This is a genomic window from Sphingomonas japonica, from assembly GCF_006346325.1.
Lineage (GTDB): Bacteria > Pseudomonadota > Alphaproteobacteria > Sphingomonadales > Sphingomonadaceae > Sphingomonas > Sphingomonas japonica.
This window is the reverse complement of sequence record NZ_VDYR01000001.1, coordinates 2,193,263-2,212,483: the sequence shown is the minus strand read 5'-3', so window position 1 is coordinate 2,212,483 and position 19,221 is coordinate 2,193,263. Positions and strand designations below refer to the sequence as shown.

General features: G+C 67.8%; 19 protein-coding genes and 1 tRNA gene. 8 read left to right on the top strand and 12 right to left on the bottom strand.

Annotated elements, in window-relative coordinates:
• Positions 1–61 precede the first annotated feature (61 nt).
• The 4 genes from FHY50_RS10885 to FHY50_RS10870 form a co-directional block, all read right to left on the bottom strand.
• Positions 62–262, bottom strand: a complete 201-nt coding sequence (locus tag FHY50_RS10885) for a hypothetical protein (protein WP_140230742.1) — start codon at positions 260–262, stop codon at positions 62–64.
• Positions 263–342: 80 nt separating this feature from the next.
• Positions 343–2,028 (bottom strand): GGDEF domain-containing protein, encoded by a 1,686-nt coding sequence (locus FHY50_RS10880; RefSeq protein ID WP_243846627.1) that lies wholly within the window; start codon positions 2,026–2,028, stop codon positions 343–345.
• A 146-nt stretch (positions 2,029–2,174) separates the two neighbouring features.
• Positions 2,175–4,496: an ATP-dependent Clp protease ATP-binding subunit ClpA gene (clpA, locus tag FHY50_RS10875; RefSeq protein WP_140230741.1), complete on the bottom strand. Its 2,322-nt coding sequence runs from the start codon at positions 4,494–4,496 to the stop codon at positions 2,175–2,177.
• A gap of 138 nt (positions 4,497–4,634) precedes the next feature.
• Positions 4,635–4,832, bottom strand: a complete 198-nt coding sequence (locus FHY50_RS10870; protein ID WP_140231162.1) for a DUF1192 domain-containing protein — start codon at positions 4,830–4,832, stop codon at positions 4,635–4,637.
• A 250-nt stretch (positions 4,833–5,082) separates the two neighbouring features.
• On the opposite strand from FHY50_RS10870, the gene FHY50_RS10865 reads away from it, so the two are divergent.
• From FHY50_RS10865 to folP, 5 genes are all read left to right on the top strand, one after another.
• Positions 5,083–6,081, top strand: a complete 999-nt coding sequence (locus FHY50_RS10865; RefSeq protein ID WP_243846626.1) for an NAD(P)H-quinone oxidoreductase — start codon at positions 5,083–5,085, stop codon at positions 6,079–6,081.
• A 219-nt stretch (positions 6,082–6,300) separates the two neighbouring features.
• Positions 6,301–7,182 carry a UDP-2,3-diacylglucosamine diphosphatase gene (locus FHY50_RS10860; protein WP_140230740.1) on the top strand — a complete coding sequence of 294 codons (882 nt, stop codon included), beginning with the start codon at positions 6,301–6,303 and terminating at the stop codon, positions 7,180–7,182.
• 5 nt (positions 7,183–7,187) lie between these two features.
• The gene (locus FHY50_RS10855; RefSeq protein WP_140230739.1) at positions 7,188–8,210 is read left to right on the top strand and encodes a glycosyltransferase family 4 protein; all 1,023 of its coding nucleotides are present in this window, start codon (positions 7,188–7,190) and stop codon (positions 8,208–8,210) included.
• A 203-nt stretch (positions 8,211–8,413) separates the two neighbouring features.
• Entirely contained in the window at positions 8,414–9,547 is a 1,134-nt protein-coding gene (locus tag FHY50_RS10850) for a site-specific DNA-methyltransferase (protein WP_140230738.1), read from the top strand.
• A 19-nt stretch (positions 9,548–9,566) separates the two neighbouring features.
• Positions 9,567–10,646: a dihydropteroate synthase gene (folP, locus tag FHY50_RS10845; protein ID WP_244935341.1), complete on the top strand. Its 1,080-nt coding sequence runs from the start codon at positions 9,567–9,569 to the stop codon at positions 10,644–10,646.
• Positions 10,647–10,751: 105 nt separating this feature from the next.
• Here the strand turns inward: folP and rpoZ are convergent, their stop codons facing one another.
• Positions 10,752–11,096 (bottom strand): DNA-directed RNA polymerase subunit omega, encoded by a 345-nt coding sequence (gene rpoZ, locus FHY50_RS10840; RefSeq protein WP_140230736.1) that lies wholly within the window; start codon positions 11,094–11,096, stop codon positions 10,752–10,754.
• A 131-nt stretch (positions 11,097–11,227) separates the two neighbouring features.
• Between rpoZ and FHY50_RS10835 the strand changes: the two genes are divergently transcribed.
• On the top strand, positions 11,228–12,433 hold the full coding sequence (locus FHY50_RS10835; protein ID WP_140231160.1) for a phospholipase D-like domain-containing protein: 1,206 nt from the start codon (positions 11,228–11,230) through the stop codon (positions 12,431–12,433).
• Here the strand turns inward: FHY50_RS10835 and FHY50_RS10830 are convergent.
• The 4 genes from FHY50_RS10830 to ftsE are packed head-to-tail and all read right to left on the bottom strand — an operon-like array spanning position 12,372 to position 15,294.
• Entirely contained in the window at positions 12,372–13,109 is a 738-nt protein-coding gene (locus FHY50_RS10830) for a lysophospholipid acyltransferase family protein (protein WP_337250273.1), read from the bottom strand. The genes FHY50_RS10835 and FHY50_RS10830 overlap by 62 nt on opposite strands.
• A 54-nt stretch (positions 13,110–13,163) precedes the next feature.
• Positions 13,164–13,703, bottom strand: coding sequence for a YdcF family protein (locus FHY50_RS10825; protein ID WP_140230735.1), 540 nt, complete (start codon positions 13,701–13,703; stop codon positions 13,164–13,166).
• Entirely contained in the window at positions 13,700–14,593 is an 894-nt protein-coding gene (locus tag FHY50_RS10820; RefSeq protein WP_140230734.1) for a cell division protein FtsX, read from the bottom strand. Before FHY50_RS10820 ends, FHY50_RS10825 begins: the two co-directional genes overlap by 4 nt.
• Complete coding sequence (gene ftsE / locus FHY50_RS10815) at positions 14,590–15,294, bottom strand: cell division ATP-binding protein FtsE (RefSeq protein WP_140230733.1); 705 nt, start codon at positions 15,292–15,294, stop codon at positions 14,590–14,592. The genes FHY50_RS10820 and ftsE overlap by 4 nt, the downstream gene beginning before the upstream one ends.
• A 165-nt stretch (positions 15,295–15,459) precedes the next feature.
• Between ftsE and FHY50_RS10810 the strand changes: the two genes are divergently transcribed.
• Entirely contained in the window at positions 15,460–16,224 is a 765-nt protein-coding gene (locus FHY50_RS10810; RefSeq protein ID WP_140230732.1) for an MJ0042-type zinc finger domain-containing protein, read from the top strand.
• Here the strand turns inward: FHY50_RS10810 and FHY50_RS10805 are convergent.
• The gene (locus tag FHY50_RS10805) at positions 16,196–17,554 is read right to left on the bottom strand and encodes an MATE family efflux transporter (protein ID WP_243846625.1); all 1,359 of its coding nucleotides are present in this window, start codon (positions 17,552–17,554) and stop codon (positions 16,196–16,198) included. The genes FHY50_RS10810 and FHY50_RS10805 overlap by 29 nt on opposite strands.
• A gap of 119 nt (positions 17,555–17,673) precedes the next feature.
• Between FHY50_RS10805 and FHY50_RS10800 the strand changes: the two genes are divergently transcribed.
• Positions 17,674–17,760, top strand: a tRNA-Leu gene (locus FHY50_RS10800).
• Between the two features lie 32 nt (positions 17,761–17,792).
• Here the strand turns inward: FHY50_RS10800 and FHY50_RS10795 are convergent.
• Entirely contained in the window at positions 17,793–18,794 is a 1,002-nt protein-coding gene (locus FHY50_RS10795; protein WP_140230731.1) for an extracellular catalytic domain type 1 short-chain-length polyhydroxyalkanoate depolymerase, read from the bottom strand.
• An 11-nt stretch (positions 18,795–18,805) separates the two neighbouring features.
• Positions 18,806–19,219 (bottom strand): CopG family transcriptional regulator, encoded by a 414-nt coding sequence (locus FHY50_RS10790; protein WP_140048429.1) that lies wholly within the window; start codon positions 19,217–19,219, stop codon positions 18,806–18,808.
• Positions 19,220–19,221 lie beyond the last annotated feature (2 nt).

Sequence of the window (19,221 nt, the reverse complement as noted above, 5' to 3'; positions counted from 1 at the left end):
AAGTGTAAGCAACGCCCCGCGCGCGTCAATCCTGAGTCAAGCGCAGCGCGCGGACATGGCCTCAATCGAGCGCGCGCCGTGCAGTCCACGTCACCAGCACGGAAACCGCGGCGATGCCCATGTCCATTGCCGCCTGCACGCGGCGCGGCGACGGATCACCGGCATCATGCGCCAGAATACGGATATCGGCGGAAGGATGACGCGCCACCAGCGCGAGCAGCACCACCGCGATCAACGTCATGGCGATTCTGCGGTCTCGCATTGCCAAATCCCGCCTTGAGTCTGGAGATCGTTACGCCTACGAAGCTGTCGCCGCGATGAACGATCACGGCCGTAGCGTGATTATGCGATCGCCGCCAGCCGTCCCGTGCGCCCCGCCCGGTTGCGGCCACCCGCCTTGGCTTCGAACAATGCCCGGTCTGCGCATCGATAGAGTTGCTTCCAATCTATGTCGCTGGCGAGCGGCCCGACACAGGCGCCGATGCTGGCGGTGACGGACAGGTCGAACGGCATTGTCGCACCGCGCAGCCGCTCGAGCAGGCGATCGGGCTCGGGCGCGTCCACCAGATGCGTGACGATCGCGAATTCCTCGCCGCCGATGCGTGCGACCAGCCCGCTCGCCGGAACCGCCGCGGCCAGTTGGTTCGCGAATGCCTGGAGCACTTCGTCCCCGCCGTCATGCCCGACGACTTCGTTGACGCGCTTGAAATGGTCGATGTCGACGAGCAGCAGCACCTGCTCTCCGGCCCGTCCGATCGCGCGCGACAACAGGGCACGGCGGTTGAGCAGGCCGGTCAGCGGGTCGGTCTCGGCGAGCAGCCTGGTGCGTAATTCCTGTTCGACCGCGTGATCGCGCTCGCGGCTGATCAGGCGGATGCGATAGGCGATCGCGAGGCTCGACAGCATCGCTTCGACCGCCATGGCCAGGATCGTCGAATTGTCGAGCCAGAAATTCCACGGAAGCACGCCGATATTGTGCAGCGCGCGCGCGACTGCCATCGCGATCGGCGCTGCCCAGGCCAGCCCGAACAGCCACAGATAGCTGCTGCGCTCGCGCCATGCCCGCCACAGGATCGGGATCACTGCCAGCGGCACGCTCAGAAAGGCGATCGAATAGAAGCGGTCGGCGGCACCGATCGTGGCATCGGGCGTGACGAGCATGCCGATCCCGCCGGCGAGGACGAGCGCGGAAACCGCGGTCACCAGCGTCTGCAGCCGGCGATTGAAGATGCGTGCTTCGAAAAAGCTGCGCGCGAAGAACAATGCCGCGATCGCCGCCAGCGACAGCGTCATGTAGTTGATCCGCAGCCGCATCGTGTTGGGAATATCCGGGAGCATCCAGCTGAGTGCAGCCGAAGACGACACGGCGTAGACCAGCAACGCGGCCACCATCGTGCAATAGGCAAGCAGGAAGCGATGCCGCAGCGCGCCCCACATGGCCAGGTTATAGATCAGCAATGCCAGGCACAGCCCGACGAAGCAGGCGTAGATCGCCGCCATCGTCAGGTTGGCGCGTTCGCTGGCCGCGGCGCTGCCGATCCGCGCGCCCAACACGACGCCGCGCAGGTTGGGCGTATCCTCGACCTGCCACAACAGCCTTGTAACTGGCGGCGCATCGGCAGGAAACGCGAACTCAAACAGCGCGCCAAGCTGCAGTCGGCGGCTCGCGGCGGCGTCGGAAGTGGGAAAAGCGCGGATCGTGCCGTCGGCGTGCTGCGCGTATAGCGTCTGGCGTCCCTGCCACAGGCTGGCGGTACGAATGCGCAGCGCATTGTCCGGCGTAGCTACGGTGCGAAGCGGTGGCGAGATTGCCCAGAAATCGCCCGGGCCATGCTTGCGCTGGTCGGGATCGCAGTCGAACCCCGTCGGACGAGCCAGAATCTCGCGGGGGCTTTCGCCGCGGTCGGGGCGTACGCACAGCGCAACCGGTTCGCCCACCGACCAGGCCTGCGCCGACGCCGGAGGCGCAATTGCCAGCAATATACCCGCCGCGGCCATCACCAGCCCCAGCCGGATATGCCAAACCATTCCCCCGAACGTCATGGCGATGGTGTACTGGGGAATGGCAAATAGTCGGTAAACCGTCGCGCGGCGCGATATGCCGGGGTCGGCGGTTCAATCGTCGCGTAATCGATCGGCGGGCGGCACCGCGTATGGAGCCGCCCGCTGCGATTCTACTCGGCGCCCTGCGCCGCAGCCTTCTTGCCACCCTTCTTGCGCGGCTTCTTGGGCGCGGCAGGCGTGACCTCGAACGTCAGGGCATTGTCCTTGAGTCCGACATTGACCTCGCCGCCATGGACCAGCTTGCCGAACAGCAGTTCCTCGGCGAGCGGCTGCTTGATCTTCTCCTGGATCAGGCGGCCCATCGGTCGCGCGCCGTACAGCTTGTCATAGCCGCGCTCGGTCAGCCACGCCTTGGCCTCGTCGTCGAGCCGGATGTGCACGCCGCGATCGGCCAGCTGCAGTTCGAGCTGGAGGATGAACTTGTCGACCACGCGCTCGACCACTTCGGGTGGCAGATAGGCGAACGGCACGATCGCATCGAGGCGGTTGCGGAATTCCGGCGTGAACAGCTTTTTGACCGCTTCCTCCTGCACGTCCTCGCGATCGATCTGGCCGAAGCCGATCGATTCCTTGGCCATGTCGCTGGCCCCGGCATTGGTCGTCATGATCAGGATGATGTTCCTGAAATCGACGGTCTTGCCGTGGTGGTCGGTCAGCTTGCCGTTATCCATCACCTGCAACAGGATGTTGAATAGGTCGGGATGCGCCTTTTCGATCTCGTCGAGCAGCAGCACCGAATGCGGCTGCTGATCGACGGCATCGGTCAGGAGGCCGCCCTGGTCGTAGCCGACATACCCCGGAGGCGCACCGATCAGGCGGCTGACCGAATGCCGTTCCATATATTCCGACATGTCGAAGCGCTGGAGCGGAATGCCCATGATCTCTGCCAACTGCTTGGCGACTTCGGTCTTGCCGACGCCGGTCGGGCCGGAGAACAGGTAGTTGCCGATCGGCTTGTCGGGTTCGCGCAGGCCTGCGCGGCTGAGCTTGATCGCCGACGACAGCACTTCGATCGCCTTGTCCTGTCCGAACACCACGCGCTTGAGGTCGGTGTCGAGATTGGCGAGCGCCTTGGTATCGTCGGTGGACACCGATTTCGGCGGGATGCGCGCCATCGTCGCGATCACCGCTTCGATCTCCCTGGCCGTGATCGTCTTCTTGCGCTTGCTGGGCGCGACCAGCATCTGCATCGCGCCGACCTCGTCGATCACGTCGATCGCCTTGTCGGGCAGCTTGCGGTCGTTGATGTAGCGCGCCGACAGCTCGACCGCCGACTTGATCGCGTCGGGGGTATATTTGACGCTGTGATGCCCCTCGAATGCCGAGCGCAGCCCGGCGAGGATCTTGATCGTGTCCTCGATCGTCGGCTCGTTGACGTCGATCTTCTGGAACCGGCGCAGCAATGCGCGATCCTTTTCGAAATGGTTGCGGAATTCCTTGTAGGTAGTCGAGCCGATGCAGCGGATCGTTCCACCCGACAAAGCCGGCTTCAGGAGGTTCGACGCGTCCATCGCCCCGCCGCTGGTCGCGCCCGCGCCGATCACCGTATGGATCTCGTCGATGAACAGGACGGCGTGCGGAAGCTTCTCGAGCTCGGTCACGACCTGCTTCAACCGCTCTTCGAAATCGCCGCGGTAGCGCGTGCCGGCGAGCAGAGCGCCCATGTCGAGCGAATAGATGACGGCGGGCAACAGCACTTCGGGGACGTCGCCCTCGACGATCTTGCGCGCTAGGCCCTCGGCGATCGCAGTCTTGCCGACGCCGGGATCGCCGACGTAGAGCGGATTGTTCTTCGAGCGGCGGCACAGGATCTGGACGGTGCGATCGACTTCGGGACCGCGCCCGATCAGCGGATCGATCTTGCCCGACTTCGCCTTTTCGTTGAGATCGACGCAGAATTGCTTGAGCGCACTTTCGCCCTTGCCCTTTGCGTCGGCCTTGGCGGGCTTTTCCTCTTCGGCGCCCTTGACCTCACGCGCTTCAGACGGTGTGCCGCCCTTGCCGACTCCGTGGCTGATATACGATACCGCGTCGAGGCGGCTCATGTCCTGCTGCTGCAGGAAATAGACGGCATAGCTCTCGCGCTCGGAAAACAGTGCGACCAGCACGTTGGCGCCGGTGACCTCGTCGCGGCCCGACGACTGGACGTGCAGGATCGCGCGCTGGACGACGCGCTGGAAGCCGCTGGTGGGCGACGGGTCGGTGGCGTTCTCGACCTTGAGCGCATCGAGTTCACTATCAAGATACTGCGCGACGGTCGCCTTGAGTTCACCGAGATCGACGCCGCACGAGCCCATCACCTTGGACGCGTGCTCGTCATCGACCAGCGCCAGCAACAGATGTTCGAGCGTCGCATATTCGTGGCGCCGCACCGACGCAGCTTCGAGCGCCTTGTGGAGCGTGGATTCGAGCGCGGATGCAAAGGACGGCATGGGATTACTTCTCCAGGCGGGCGGCAGGGAACGGGCGGCCCGCACACCCTATGTCGGAAGCCGGGCGCCCGGCATCAAGCGTCGCTGCTCCGCACCGGTCGTGGCCGCGATGGCGGCCCGGCGGCGGTGCGATGCCTGTCACTGCCGGAATAACGCGTCGGCGGTTGCGCGATGGTTAACGGCCCGTTGCAGATGCGTGCGCGTGCGTGCGACTTCCGCCTCGAGCGCGGCGATCCGCGCTTCGCATTCCTCGACCGAGAGCGGGGCGAGGTCCTGGGCGATCAGCAACGGCAATGGATCGTTGCTGCGCCGCGGGAGCGAGTCATCGGCGTCCATATGCCGAAGGTCGAACGCGCGCGGCACGAAGTCAAGCGTCGGCGCGGTAGCTAGCCCTTCGAACAGTCCGAACCTCTGTGTCCCGGACTGCATGCGCCGACCTTGGCCGGCGAACGGCTGTCGCGGATCGATCGCTTCGCCCCGCTGGATTGCTGGCGTACCGATGGTACGACAAGCCACGGGCGGAATTTGGCTGCTTGACGTCGCGCCGGAGGCGCACGATTGCTCAGGGCGGCTTGGGGGCGCGACGATGAATTTGCCGGACCGGATGATGGCGATCGATCCCGATACTGCGGGCGGGCCGGAGGTGCTGGTGCCGACCGAGCGCGCGGTGCCGCGGCCAGCGGCGGGTGAAGTGCTGATCGCGGTCTCTGCCGCCGGGATAAACCGCCCCGACATCCTGCAGCGAAAGGGCGGCTATCCGCCTCCGCCCGGAGCACCGTCGATCCCCGGCCTCGAAGTTTCCGGCACGATCGTCGCGGTCGGTGAGGGCGTGGCGCGCGAGCAACTCGGCCAGCGGGTCTGCGCGTTGCTGGCGGGGGGCGGCTATGCGCAATACGCCGTCGCCCCGCTTGGCCAGTGCCTGCCGGTGCCGCCGGCGATCACGATGATCGAGGCGGCGGCACTGCCCGAGACGCTCTTCACCGTGTGGACCAACCTGTTCGAGCGCGGCTTTGCGGCGGAGGGTGACACGGTTCTGGTCCACGGCGGCACGTCGGGGATCGGCACCATGGCGATCAGCCTGGCCGGGCTGTTCGGGATCACGATCATCGTCACCGCCGGATCGCCAGACAAGGTTTCCGCCGCGCTGGCGCACGGCGCGGATCACGCGATCGACTACCGCGCCGAGGACTTCGTCGAGCGCGTCGCCGCGATCACCGGCGGCAAGGGCGTCGCGGTAGTGCTCGATATGGTCGGCGGCGATTATGTGCCGCGCAACCTCAAATGCCTTGCCGATGACGGGCGCCATGTGTCGATAGCGGTGCAGGGCGGGGCGCAGGCGACGATCCCGATCTTCGACATAATGCGCCGCCGTCTGACGCTGACCGGATCGACACTCCGCCCGCGCTCGGCCGAGTTCAAGGCGCTGGTCGCCGACGAACTGGCAACGGCGGTGTGGCCGTTCGTCGTGCAGGGCCGGTTGAAGCCGCTGATCGACACCACATTCCCGCTCGCCGACGCCGCCAAGGCGCACGCGCGGATGGAAGACGGCGGGCATGTCGGCAAGATCGTGCTGACGATCGACTGAGATCGGCGTCGCATGTCCGCTCCCCTTCCCGACCACCCACACGTAAGCTGCTGGGTGGTCGGGAGGGGGAGTGGGCCGGCGCCGCCTGAGATTAGCGCTTGCGCCAAGCTCCAAACGACGCGCGATTGTGACGGTGGCAAGACAATGCTACGATTCGGGTTGTAACATTCCGCCTGCATAGGCGCGTCGGTCAGCAAATCCGCACGAGGATCCAAGACGATGGGCGCAGTCACCACCTTTCCGTTCACCGGCGACATCACCGACTTGGCGACGTTTGCGGCGTCGCGGCCGTCGCTGCCCGAAGCGGAGATCGCCGGGCGGCGGCAATATCGCACCATCTGGATCAGCGACGTCCATCTCGGCACGCGCGGCTGCAATGCCGAGATGCTGATCGACTTTCTTGACCATGTCGACAGCGAGAAGATGTACCTGGTCGGCGATATCTTCGACGGATGGCAGCTCAAGAAGAAATTCTATTGGCCAGCAAGCCACAACGACATCGTCTGGCGGATCATGAAGCGCGCCAAACGGGGCACGCGCATCGTCTATATCCCCGGCAATCACGACGAGATGTTCCGCCAGTTCACCGGGCTCGATTTCGGCGGGGTCAAGATCAAGCGCCAGGCGATCCACACCACGGTTGACGGCCGCCGGCTGCTGGTCCTGCACGGCGACGAATTCGACGCGATCACGTTGTCGCACCGCTGGCTCGCGCATGCCGGCGACTTCGCTTATCACGCGATGATGACGCTCAACCGCTGGGTCAATCTGTACCGGCGCGCGCTCAAGCTGCCTTATTGGTCGCTCAGCAAATACGCCAAGCACAAGGTCAAGAACGCGGTCGAGTTCATCTCCAACTTCGAGGAGATCGTCGCGCACGAGGCGAAGAGCCGCGGCGTCGACGGCGTCATCGCCGGGCACATCCACACCGCCGATCACCGCATGATCGACGGCATAGCCTATTATAACGACGGCGACTGGGTCGAGGGCTGCACCGCGCTGGTCGAACATTTCGACGGTCGCATGGAAATCCTGCACTGGGCCGACGAGATCGCCCGGCGGCCCGCCGAGACTGGCGAGCGGGTCGCGGCCGCGGCGTGACGGGGATGCGGATCGCGCTCGTCACCGATGCGTGGGAACCGCAGGTCAACGGCGTCGTGCGCACGCTGCAATCGGTGCGCCGCGTGCTCGAACGGCAAGGGCATGTCGTCGAGGTGATCTCGCCCGATCGCTTCCATTCGCTGCCCTGCCCGACCTATCCCGAAATCCGGTTGGCGATGGTGCGCACTGCCACCGTCGGCGGGCTGCTCGCGCGCTTCGCGCCCGATGCCATCCATCTGGCGACCGAAGGGCCGCTGTGCGTTGCGGCGCGGCGCTGGTGCCTGCGCCAGCGCTTTCCGTTCACCACCGCCTATCACACGCAGTTTCCCGACTATGTCTCGGCGCGGTCGGGCGTACCGGCCGAGTGGATCTGGCGCTATATCCGCTGGTTCCATGCCCCGGCGCAGGCGATCCTGGCATCGACGCCGTCGATCCGCGCGACCCTGGTCGCGCACGGTCTGGATCAGGTGCGGCATTGGGGCCGCGGCGTCGATCTCGACCGCTTCCACGCCGATATTCCGCCGCTGGCGCAAATCGCCGCGCTGCCGGGGCCGCGGCTGCTCTATGTCGGGCGGGTCGCGGTGGAGAAGAATCTCGAGGCGTTTCTCGCCTGCTCGCATCCCGGCAGCAAGATCGTCGTCGGCGACGGTCCGGCGCGCACGGCGCTGGCGGCCGCCTATCCCGACGCGCTGTTCCTGGGCCCGCGCTTCGGCGACGAACTCGCGCAATGCTATGCCGCTGCCGACGCGTTCGTGTTTCCGAGCCGTACCGACACGTTCGGATTGGTGATGATCGAGGCGCTGGCATGCGGCACGCCGGTCGCGGCGTATCCGGTGACCGGGCCAGTCGATGTGCTCACCCCCGACGTCGGCGCGATGGCCGATGACCTCGACGCCGCGATCGCCGCCGCGCTGACGCGCGATCGCGGAGCCTGCGCCGCCTATGCGCGCCAGTTCACCTGGGAAGCGAGCGCCGAACAGTTCCTGCAGGCGCTGGTACCGATCGCCGAGGTGCGCTCGGCGGCGTGATCGCAAGGTAGCGCGCGAGGTGAGTCCTTTGCGCCACACCCCAGCCCTAGCGGCTGCGAACCCATTGCGGACTCGACATGTTGTGGGTCACCCCCGCCTTGGCCGATCTTAACGATTTCCTAGGCTTTGGCGTTAACCATTGCATGCTTGACGGAGGAGTCCGTCGACCCGGATATGCGGTTCCAACGACGGGGGCAGGGGCAGTGGCGGTACTCGACAAGGTTAAGGCGCCGGGCAGGGCCGTGCGCACAGCGGCGGAGCCTGCCGTGCTGCCGCTCGACGCGATCCTGATGCAGGACTGCGTCTCCGCGATGAAAGCGCTACCCGCCGCCAGCATCGACTGCATATTCGCCGATCCGCCATACAACCTGCAGCTGGGCGGCGACCTGAACCGCCCCGATGGCAGCCATGTCGATGCGGTCACCGACGACTGGGACAAGTTCGACAGCTTCACCGCATATGACCGCTTCACCCGCGCTTGGCTCAAGGAAGCGCGCCGCATCCTCAAGCCGAACGGCTCGCTATGGGTGATCGGCAGCTATCACAACATCTTCCGCGTCGGCGCTGCGGTGCAGGACCTGGGCTTCTGGATTCTCAACGACATTGTGTGGCGCAAGGCCAATCCGATGCCCAATTTCAAGGGCACGCGCTTCACCAACGCGCACGAGACGCTGATCTGGGCGTCGATGGGCGAAAAGGCGCGCTATACCTTCAACTATCGCAGCATGAAAACGCTCAACGACGAGCTGCAGATGCGGTCGGACTGGGAATTTCCGATCTGCGGCGGGCCGGAGCGATTGAAGCAGGACGGGCACAAGGTCCATCCGACGCAGAAGCCCGAGGCGCTGCTCTACCGGGTGATGCTGGCGACGACGCAGCCCGGCGACGTCGTGCTCGACCCGTTCTTTGGCACCGGCACCACCGGCGCGGTCGCCAAGCGGCTGGGGCGGCACTGGATCGGCATCGAGCGCGAGCCGGTCTACGTTGCGGCGGCACAGGCGCGGATCGACGCGGCGCTGCCGCTCGACGAATCGGCGTTGCGCACGATGCAGGCGCCCAAGTCGCTGCCCCGCGTCGCGTTCGGGACGCTGGTCGAGACCGGAATGCTGGCGGCCGGCGCGGTGCTGACCGACGCCAAGCGCCGCTGGAGCGCGAGCGTCGGTGCCGACGGATCGCTGCTGTGCGAAGGGCAGACCGGATCGATCCACAAGATCGGCGCGGCGGTGCAAGGCGCGCCGTCGTGCAATGGCTGGAGCTTCTGGCATTACGAAGCGCCGGACGGGCTCAAGCCGATCGACGCGCTGCGGCAGACTTACCTGCTGGCCACCCAGCCTTGATCACGCGAAGGTGGTGACCGTGAGCCCCCTTCACCTTCGCCCGGTCCAGTTCGTCGATACGCCGATCGGGCGCGATGGCGAAGTCGCGCGGCTGGCAGGGGGGATGCAGTGGTTCGCCGCGTATGAGGTGATCGAAGGCGCAGATCGGCGCACCGTCCCGGTTGCCGGGTTCGACGATTTCCTATCGCGATTGACCGATGCTGAGGCCGAGCGCGCTGCTTTGCTCGCCAAGCGCATCTCCGCCCCGCGTGCGCCGATCGCGCTTGGCGAGCGCGTGCTGCGATTCGACCAGCCACTGGTGATGGGCATCCTCAACCTGACGCCCGACAGCTTTTCGGACGGCGGCGTCCATCATGGAGATCCGGCAGGCGCGGCGGCGGCAGGAGTCGACATGGCGGTGGCTGGCGCGGCGCTGATCGACGTCGGCGGTGAATCGACCAGACCGGGCGCGCCGGAAATCTGGGAAGGCGATGAGATCAAGCGCGTCGTCCCGGTGATCGAGCGGCTGGCAGCCTCGGGCACGCCGGTGTCGATCGACACGCGCAAGGCGGCCGTAATGGAAGCGGCGCTGGCGGCGGGCGCGCAGGTCGTCAACGACGTCGCCGCGCTGCTTTGGGATGATCGCGCGCTCGAGGTGGTGGCGCGCGCGGGCTGTCCGGTGGTGCTGATGCACTCGCCCGACCCCACGCACGGCCCGCACGAGGGAGCGCGACCGAGCGACCCGCTGACCGGCGTGTTCGATTGGCTGGAGGCCCGGATCGACGCGGTGGTCGCGGCGGGGGTGGATCGGGCCAGGATCATCGTCGATCCGGGCATCGGCTTCGGCAAGGCGCTGGCCGACAATCTCGCGATCCTCAACGGGCTGGCGCTGTTGCACGGGCTGGGCTGCCCGCTGCTGCTCGGTGCCAGCCGCAAGCGGCTGATCGGCGCGCTGTCGCACGAGGCGCCGGTCGACCGGCGGCTGGGGGGATCGGTGGCGCTGGCGCTACAGGGCGCGGCGCTCGGCGCGCAGATGCTGCGAGTGCATGACGTGTTCGAGACGGCGCAGGCGCTGCGCGTGTGGCGGGGCTTGCGCGATTCGGCGCTGGTCGGGCGGTAGGCGTCCCCCGCATACCGGAACCGACAATACCGCCACGTCGGACGGCGCAGGCCGCTTGGGCCTGCCCGTCACCGATGCAGCAGCCGAGCCCCGGTCAGGCCCCGATCAGCCTTCGTAGTCGCCGCCGACATTCTGGTTGCGCGGCGGTGCTGCCGCGGTGAGGCGCAGCGCCTCGGCCGAGGCCGACAGCGAACCGATATCGTCCGGCGCTTCCTCATCGTCGATCTGGACCTTTTGCAGCCCGGTCACGACCGATTCGTGGAGTTGCTTGGGACGCACGGTTTCCTCGGCGATCTCGCGCAGCGCGACCACCGGGTTCTTGTCGCGATCGCGGTCGAGCGTCAGTTCGGCGCCGCCCGAAATCTCGCGCGCGCGCTGAGCGGCCAGCAATACCAGGTCGAACCGGTTCGATACCTTGTCGACGCAATCCTCGACGGTGACGCGCGCCATGAAACGCTTCCTTCGGCTTCGAGTTCGGGAAAGCGCGGCAACTAGGCGCGGGCGCCCGAAATGTCAAGGAAACCGGCGCGGCGCGGCGTGCGGGGTTGTCGCGGCGCGCGGCGGCTTGCATGAGCGCGCGCATGGACGAACCGCCGCCCCAGCCGAGCTTCGACGTCGCCGGTCACCGCCTGACGCTGCTCGATACCGGCCCGCGGCGGCTGCGCGCGCTGCTCGACCTGATCGCCGGAGCGACCGCGACGCTGCGCATACTCTATTATATCTACGAGGACGATTCGGCGGGGCGGGCGGTGCGCGACGCGCTGATCGCTGCCCGCCGCCGCGGTATCGACGTGGCGATGATCGTCGACGGGCTGGGCAGCGAACATGCCGCCGCGCACGACTTCTTCGAGTCGATCGCGTCGGCGGGGATCGATATCTGCCGCTTCGTGCCGCGCTGGGGGCGCAAATATCTGGTGCGCAACCACCAGAAGCTGGCGATCGCCGACGAAGCGCGGGTGATCATCGGCGGGTTCAACATCAAGGCCGATTATTTCGGCGTGCCCGGCGAGGATGGCGAAGCGTGGCGCGACCTGGGCATGCTGGTCGAGGGTCCGGCGGCGTCGCACATCGCCGGCTATTTCGAGGCGCTGTCGGTATGGTCGAAGGAAGAGGGCGCGCAGGTGCGCGTGCTAAACCGCATGATCGCGCGCTGGAGCGAGCAGCAAGGCACGGTGCGATGGCTGCTGGGTGGGCCGACGCGGCGGCTGTCGCCCTGGGCGCGGGCGGTGAAGCGCGAGATCGAGGGCGGCCGCCGCATCGACATGATCGCCGCCTATTTCGCGCCGACCATCGGCATGCTCCGCCGCCTGCGCCGGGCCGCCCGGCGCGGGAGCGTGCGCATCGTCCTGCCGTCGGTGACCGACAATTATATGGCGATCTGGGCATCGCGCTTCACCTATCGCCGCCTGCTCAAGCGCGGCGTCGGCATCTACGAATATCAGCCGACCAAATTGCACACCAAATTGTTCGTGATAGACGATGTCGTCCATATCGGCTCGGCCAATTTCGACGTGCGCAGCCTGTTCCTCAACCTCGAGGTGATGCTGCGCATCGAGGATGCCGCCTTCGCCGCGCATGTCCGCGCCTATTTCGACGGCGAGGTGGCACAGTCGCGGGCGATCACCGCCGAGGAATATCGCGCGGAGACGAGCTGGTGGATGCGCGTCCAGCAGGCCGCGGCCTATTTCATGATGGCGGTGGTCGATCTGCGCGTCACCCGCGGGCTCAACCTGGGGCAGCGGATTCCGTGGCGATCGCGCCGCGATAGGCTCCCTCCAGCGCATTGATCGCGGCATGGACCTCGCGCTCGACCGCGACGCGATCGCCCCCCGGCGCGATCGGCGGGGCGAAGCGGAAGATGATCGTGCCGGCGCGCTTAGTACCCTTTTTCGGCCAGAACTCGCCGCTGTTCATCGCGATCGGTACGGTCGGCAGGCCGAGCGCGCGGTAGAGCCCGGCGAAGCCCGCGCGCAGCGGCGGCGTCTCGCCCGGGCGGACGCGGGTTCCTTCGGCGAAGATCAGCACCGAGCGCCCGGCGGCGAGCGCTGCCCTGGCATCGCGGATCATCGATCGCATCGCCGCGGCATTGGCTTCGCGATCGACGACGATGACGCCATATTCGCGCGCCACCCAGCCCCAGGCCGGGATGTCGGCCAGTTCGCGCTTGAGCACGATCGCGGGTTCGTCGAGCCGGTCGAGCAGTTCGAACGTCTCGAACAGCGACTGGTGCTTGCACACGTAGAGCACCTGCCCGGTCGGCACCTCGCCCTCGATCGCGATGCGAATGCCGATCGTCCAGCGCGCGACGAAGCGGTGGAAGCGAACCCACAGCCGCGCATGCTTGCGCAGCGCCGCCTTGCCGAACAGCCGGGCGGTGACCGGCGCGGCGAGCACGATCGGCACCGAGGCGCCGTAGAAGATCAGGTTGAACAGCGCCGTGCGCAACCAGGCCAGCGCGGTCACGCGCGAAATCCAGGGGCGGGCGCGGTCATGCGCGAAATCCAGGGGCCAGCGCCGTCATCCGCGATATCCCAGCAGAAGGGCGACGCGGCGCACGATCAGCTTGCTGTATTCGCTGATCAAGGTCTCCAGCCGGGCGTTGGTCGGCACCGGATCGGCGACCACCTCGACATCGGGACCGAGCGCGTTGGTCAGTTCGAGCCGCGCGCGCGCCATGTGCCAGTCTGACGTCACCAGCCGGACCGAGCGATAACCGTGCTCACTGACCCACAGGGCCGTCTCGTCGCCGTTGGAGCGGGTGTCGAACGCCTCCTGACCAAGGTCGATGCAGCAGGCGAACAGTGCGGGCGACGCGCTGTAGGTCACCGCCAGCTCGATCGGGCGCACCGCAGGGGCGACGCCGCTGACCAGCATGCGCTTGGCCGCTCGGGCCTGGAGCAGCGCGATGCCGCGGTCGATGCGGCCGGGGCCTCCGGTGGGCACGACGATCGCGTCGGTGACGTGCGCAGCGGGCAGCGGACTACCCAGCGACAGCATGAACGCGACGAAGCCCAGCAGATAGGCGAGCGCGGCAAAGCCCAGGATGCGGACGATCACGGCATCTTCCCCAAGGCGCGAAGCACCGTCCAGCGCGCTGCCAGCATCGCCAGCGCGGCGAAGATGAGCGGCAGCGCGAGCAGCAGCGTCCAGTCGACCGGGGCCAGTCCGCCGCCGCTCAATAGCTGCGATCCGATCGCGGCGAACTGGCGCTGCAACACCAGCACCAGCGCGAGCGCCGCGGCGCTGCCGATCAGCCCGCCGAGCAGCGTGTCGACGCCGATGCGGCGCTGGAACAGGCGCGCGACCTGGACATCGGTCGATCCCAATATGTGCATGACGTCGATCGTGCCGCGATGCGCCTCCAGCCCGGCGCGCGCGGTGAGCACCACGACGAACAGCGTGGCGCCGGCGGTGAGCAGCACCACGCCGAGCGCGAGCCCGCCGAAGCTGGCGATCAGCCGCCGCACCGGCGCGATCCAGTCGGCATGCGCATCGACCCGGGCATCGCTGTCGAACGCACGCACCGCGCGCTCGACATCGGCGATCGCCGAGGGCGAGGCGCGCTTGAGATCGACGTCGATCATTGCCGGGATCGGCAGATCGCCCGACAGCCCCGCGTCGCCGAGCCACGGGCGCAATTGTTCGGCGAGCCGGGCTTCATCGACCGGGCGCACCGCCGCCACCATCGGCAGTACGCGCAGCATCTGCGCCATCGCCCGCGCCGCGCGCGTGCGCGTATCGGCATCGGCGGTGACGATCTGAACGGTCAGGCGGCCACTCAGGTCGGCGTCGATCGCGCGCGCGGCATTGGCCATGCCGAACCCCATCGCCGCGGCGAGCACGGTGAGGAACAGCATCACTCCCATCACCCACGTCATCGCGCGGGTCTGGAGGCTGGCGTCGAGGATGCGGCGCTCGGCGCGGCCGGGGCGGGGGGTGTCGCTCATTCGACCGGCCGCGGAGGATGCCGCAGCGCGCCGGTGGGATCGTCGAGCCGGCCCTTGTCGATCCGCATCATCCGCGCGTCGGGGATACGGCCGAGCATATGGAAATCGTGGGTCGCGACGACGACGGTGGTGCCGAGCTTGTTGAGCGACACGAACAGGTGCAGCAGGCGGTCGGCCATTTCAGGATCGACGTTGCCGGTCGGCTCGTCCGCGACCAGCATCTCCGGCCGCCCGATCACCGCCCGCGCGATGGCGATGCGCTGCTGCTCGCCGCCCGACAGCGTTGCCGGACGCGATCCGGCGCGCTGGAGAAGCCCGACCCAGGCGAGCATCTCGCGGACCGGCTCGTCGATCTCGTCATCGGCGATCCCGGCGATGCGCAGCGGGAGCGCGACATTCTCGTATGCCGACAGGTGCGGGACGAGGCGGAAGTCCTGGAACACCACGCCGATCCGTCGCCGAAAGCCGGGCAGGCGGTGCCGCGGCAGCATCACCGCATCCTCGCCGAACAGGCGGATCACGCCGCGGCTCGGCCGCTGGGCGAGGTAGAGCAGCTTGAGCAGCGACGTCTTGCCCGCGCCCGACGCTCCGGTAACGAAATAAAAAGCGCCGGGTGCCAGCGAGAACGAGATGTCCGAGAGCGTCTCCGGCCCCGACCCGTAGCGCAGGCCGACCTGCTCGAACTGTACGATATTGGCCATTGCCGACGCCCGGCCCGCTCCTGTTCCCCGCTCGGGCGATGCCATCGCACGTCCGCCGGTCGCGCTCAAGCCGGGCTTGCCCGCAGCCCCCCGACTCGCGTAGATTCACCATGTCCGGGGATGGCCCACCCCACCCCGAGCCTTGCGTCCTTGAAAGCGGTAGTGATGATCCTCGAATGCACCGAATGCCGCAACCGCTACCTCGTCCCCGACAGTGCGATCGGCGCGGCGGGGCGCACGGTGCGCTGCGCCAATTGCAAGCATAGCTGGTTCCAGGAGCCCGCACCCGCCGCGGAAGCGCGGCCTGCCGCCAGCATCAAGGCGCCTCCGCCACCGATCGCGGCGGCGCCTGCGCCTCCAGAACCGGCACCCGGACCGGTCGCCGATCCGGTTCCGCCATCCCGCGCCTCGTTCAGCTTCGTCGATCCCGCGGCGATCGCGCCGCCCGCGCCGCCGCGCGAATTCGACGCGTTCGCGCACCAGCCGCCGTTCCGCCCGCGCCGCAATCCCGCCCGCCGCTGGACCGCGGCGGCGATGATCGCCGGGGTGTCGATGCTGCTCGGCGTCGGCGCGATCCTCTATACCGGCGCGCCGGGTCTGGCTTCGCAGCTCGGCATCCCGGTCGGGACCAGCGCGACGCCGCTGCGTTTCACCGAACGCGCGATCGACCGCCGCAACCTGTCGAGCGGCAACGAGCTGTTCGCGGTGTCGGGCCGGATCGAGAATCCGACCGCGACGACCCAGCGCATTCCCGACATCCAGGCCGAATTGCGCGACGTGCAGGGGCGGATGGTGTTTAGCTGGACGATCACGCCGCCGACGCGCACGCTGGGGCCCTCGGCGGCAGTCGAGTTCAACAGCGCCAAGCTCGACGTTCCGGCCAATTCGAAAGTGCTCGAACTCAGCTTTGCGGGCGCGTCCGCCGACTGATCCACGCCAGCCGCGCGCCGTTGCTGGCGGCGGCGACGACCATGCCTGCGACCGATGCCCAGACCAGCCCCATATAGCCCCAGCCGGTGACGAACAGCCACCAGCCAAGCCCGCCGGTCACGATGAAATAGGCGAGGATCGAGTTGAATCCGGCGGCGACCTGATCGCCCATCGAGCGCAGTGCATAGACCAGCACCACCTGTACGCCGTCGAACACGATGAACGGCGCCCAGGCCATCAGCATCGCCACCCCGATCGCGTGTACCGCGACGATCGCCGGGAACGCGTCGACGATCGGCGCCGCCAGCGCCACGATCAGCGCCGCCTGCAGCCCCAGCGCAGCCACCGCGAGCAGCACCGCGATCAGTGCGCGGCCCGCCGCCTGATCGGGCAGACCCTCACCGATCGCGTTGCCGACGCGCACGCCCGCTGCCGAGCCGAGGCCGAGCGCGACGCCGAAGGTGACATTGTGGACTGAGAACACGATCTGGAAAGCGTGCGCGACCGGCTCGCCGAGCTGGGTCGACAGCGCGATCAGGATCGAGAATCCGGCAAGCTCCAGCCCCGAGGCGATCGCCGGGACCGCGCCGAACGACAGCAAGGCGGCGATGCCGGCGAGCGACGGCGCGGTCGCGGGCAGCCGCCAGCGGCCGACGCCGCGCGCCCTGCCGTCGGGCAGCGTCCAGGCCGCGGTCAGCATCGCCGCAGCGCCGACCGCGGATGCGATCGCGGTCGCCGCCGCCGCGCCGACCGCGCCTAATGCCGGCAAGCCCCAATGCCCGCCGGAAAGCGCCCATGCGAGGATGGCATTGAGCGGCAGCACCGACAGGTTGACGACCATCACCCGCCGCGGCTTGCTGACCCCTTCGAGGAAGAAGGCGGCGACGATGTTGGCGAGCTGGAACGGATAAGCGAGCGCCATCACCTCGACGACGCGCGCTGCCGACGGCGCGATGCCGGGCTCGACGCCGACGCCGATCAGCAGCGGCTGCGCAAAGAAGAACAGGATCCCGCCGCTGAGCAATCCCAGCAGCACGCCCGCGATCAGTCCGTCATGAAGGACGCGGGCGGTGCGCGGCGCGTCCTTTGCTCCGTCGGCGCGCGACACCATCACGATCACCCCCGACATCCAGCCGAGCGCGACGACGATGCCGATATAGGTGAGCGCCCGGCTCGCCCCCAAGGCGGCGACCTGATCGGTGCCCGTCAGCCCGACGACGACGACATCGGTGATGTGCAGCAATGTCCAGTTGAGGCTGGTCAGCATCACCGGCCACGCCAGCGCGAGGATGCGGCGCGTTTCGGCGCGGGGATCGGCGGGCAGGCGCATGGTAGGCGGCGCCTTAGCGGGGTCGCGAGGGAAAGCGAACACGCTTGTTGCCAGCAGGTATCGGCTTTGCTAGGGGCACGCGCCTACCGGACGCCGAGCAATCGGCGGACATATCTCGTGCGGTCGTGGCGGAACTGGTAGACGCGCAACGTTGAGGTCGTTGTGGGCGAAAGCCCGTGGAAGTTCGAGTCTTCTCGACCGCACCAATTTCTTGCTCTGCTCGGTCCGTACCGGCGTGTCATCCCGCCAGGCGGTGCGTCAGGAAGAAGCGCGCCATCTCACGCGAGGCATCGGGGCCGCCAGGGTCGGCATAGCTGCCCGTACGCGACCCCCCCGACCAGGCATGGCCACCGCCGCGCACCGTCCATTGTTCGATGACGATCCGCCCCGCCCGATCGGTCGAGGTCGCGCGGACGTGCCCGCCCAGGTCCTCGACCGTCGTTGCCAGCGGCGCGGGATGGAGGGCGGTCGCCTGTGCGACGATCGCCTGCGCATTGGCGGCATTGACGGTGGTGTCGCGATCGCCGTGGAAGGTGATTACCGGAACGAAGCGGGCATCGCCTGAGGGTGCGGCGCGCGCACCGCTGCGCATCGCGGCGAGCGCGCTCGGAAGATCGCGGGCCGCTCCGCACGCCAACCCCGAATGGACCCCGACCGCGGCGAAGAGTTCGGGATAGGCGGCGGCAAGGATCGCCGCCGCCGCGCCGCCGGCCGACAGCCCGGCGACGTAGACGCGTGCGGCATCGCCATCGGCCTCGGCGAGGATGGCGCGTGTCGCCGCAGCGATCAGCGCGGGCTCGCCGCCGCCGCGGTTCTGGTCGCCGGGGCGGAACCAGTTCCAGCATTTCTGGGCATTGGCCGATTGCGGCTGGCGCGGATAGGCGACCAGCATGCCGAGCTGCTCGGCGACCGCATTCATGCCCGTGCCGCGCGCGAAATCCTCCGGATCTTGGGTGCAGCCATGGAGCATCACCAACAGCGGCATTCCGGCAGCGGCGGTGCTCGGGCGATAGAGATGATAGTCGAGCGTTCCTTCCGGCCCGGCATAACGGGCCGGCGCGAAATTGCCCTGTGGCCGACCACCGATCCGCGGCAGCGCGGTTTCGCCGGCGGCGGCGCGGGTCGGCCTCGCCGCCGGGCTGCCGAGCGACGCCTGGATCGCGGCGGTGGCGGCGGCCAGGTCGCCGCTGCGGACCAGTGCCAACGCGGTATCGAGCTTGGAAGGAAGGGCGAATTTCATGGCGGAGACTTTCAAAGAATGCGGTCGGCGATAGCGGCCTTGACCGCAGGGCTCGCGTGGAAGGCGCCGAGCACGGCGACCGAGGCGATCGTGCCGCGAGCAAGGTCGGGCGTGACGTCGGCGGCGATGGTGGCAAGGCCGAGCACACGGATGTCGATCGTCTCGCCGCGCTCGGCATAGGTCGCGAGCAGCGCCCGGTCATAGTGGCTGACGCCGAGCTCGAGCCGCCGCCGCGATGCCGCGGTGCGGGTCGCGTCGGCATGGCGCTCGAGTTGGTTGCGGATCGCGCTGCGGATGAAATCGCTGCGATTGGCATAGAAGCTGTCGGCAACCATCAGGTCGATCTGCCCGAGATCGATGAATCCGAGATTGATCGTGATCTTTTCGCTTTCGCCGCGAGCGCGAAGGGGCGCTTCACCCGACATAT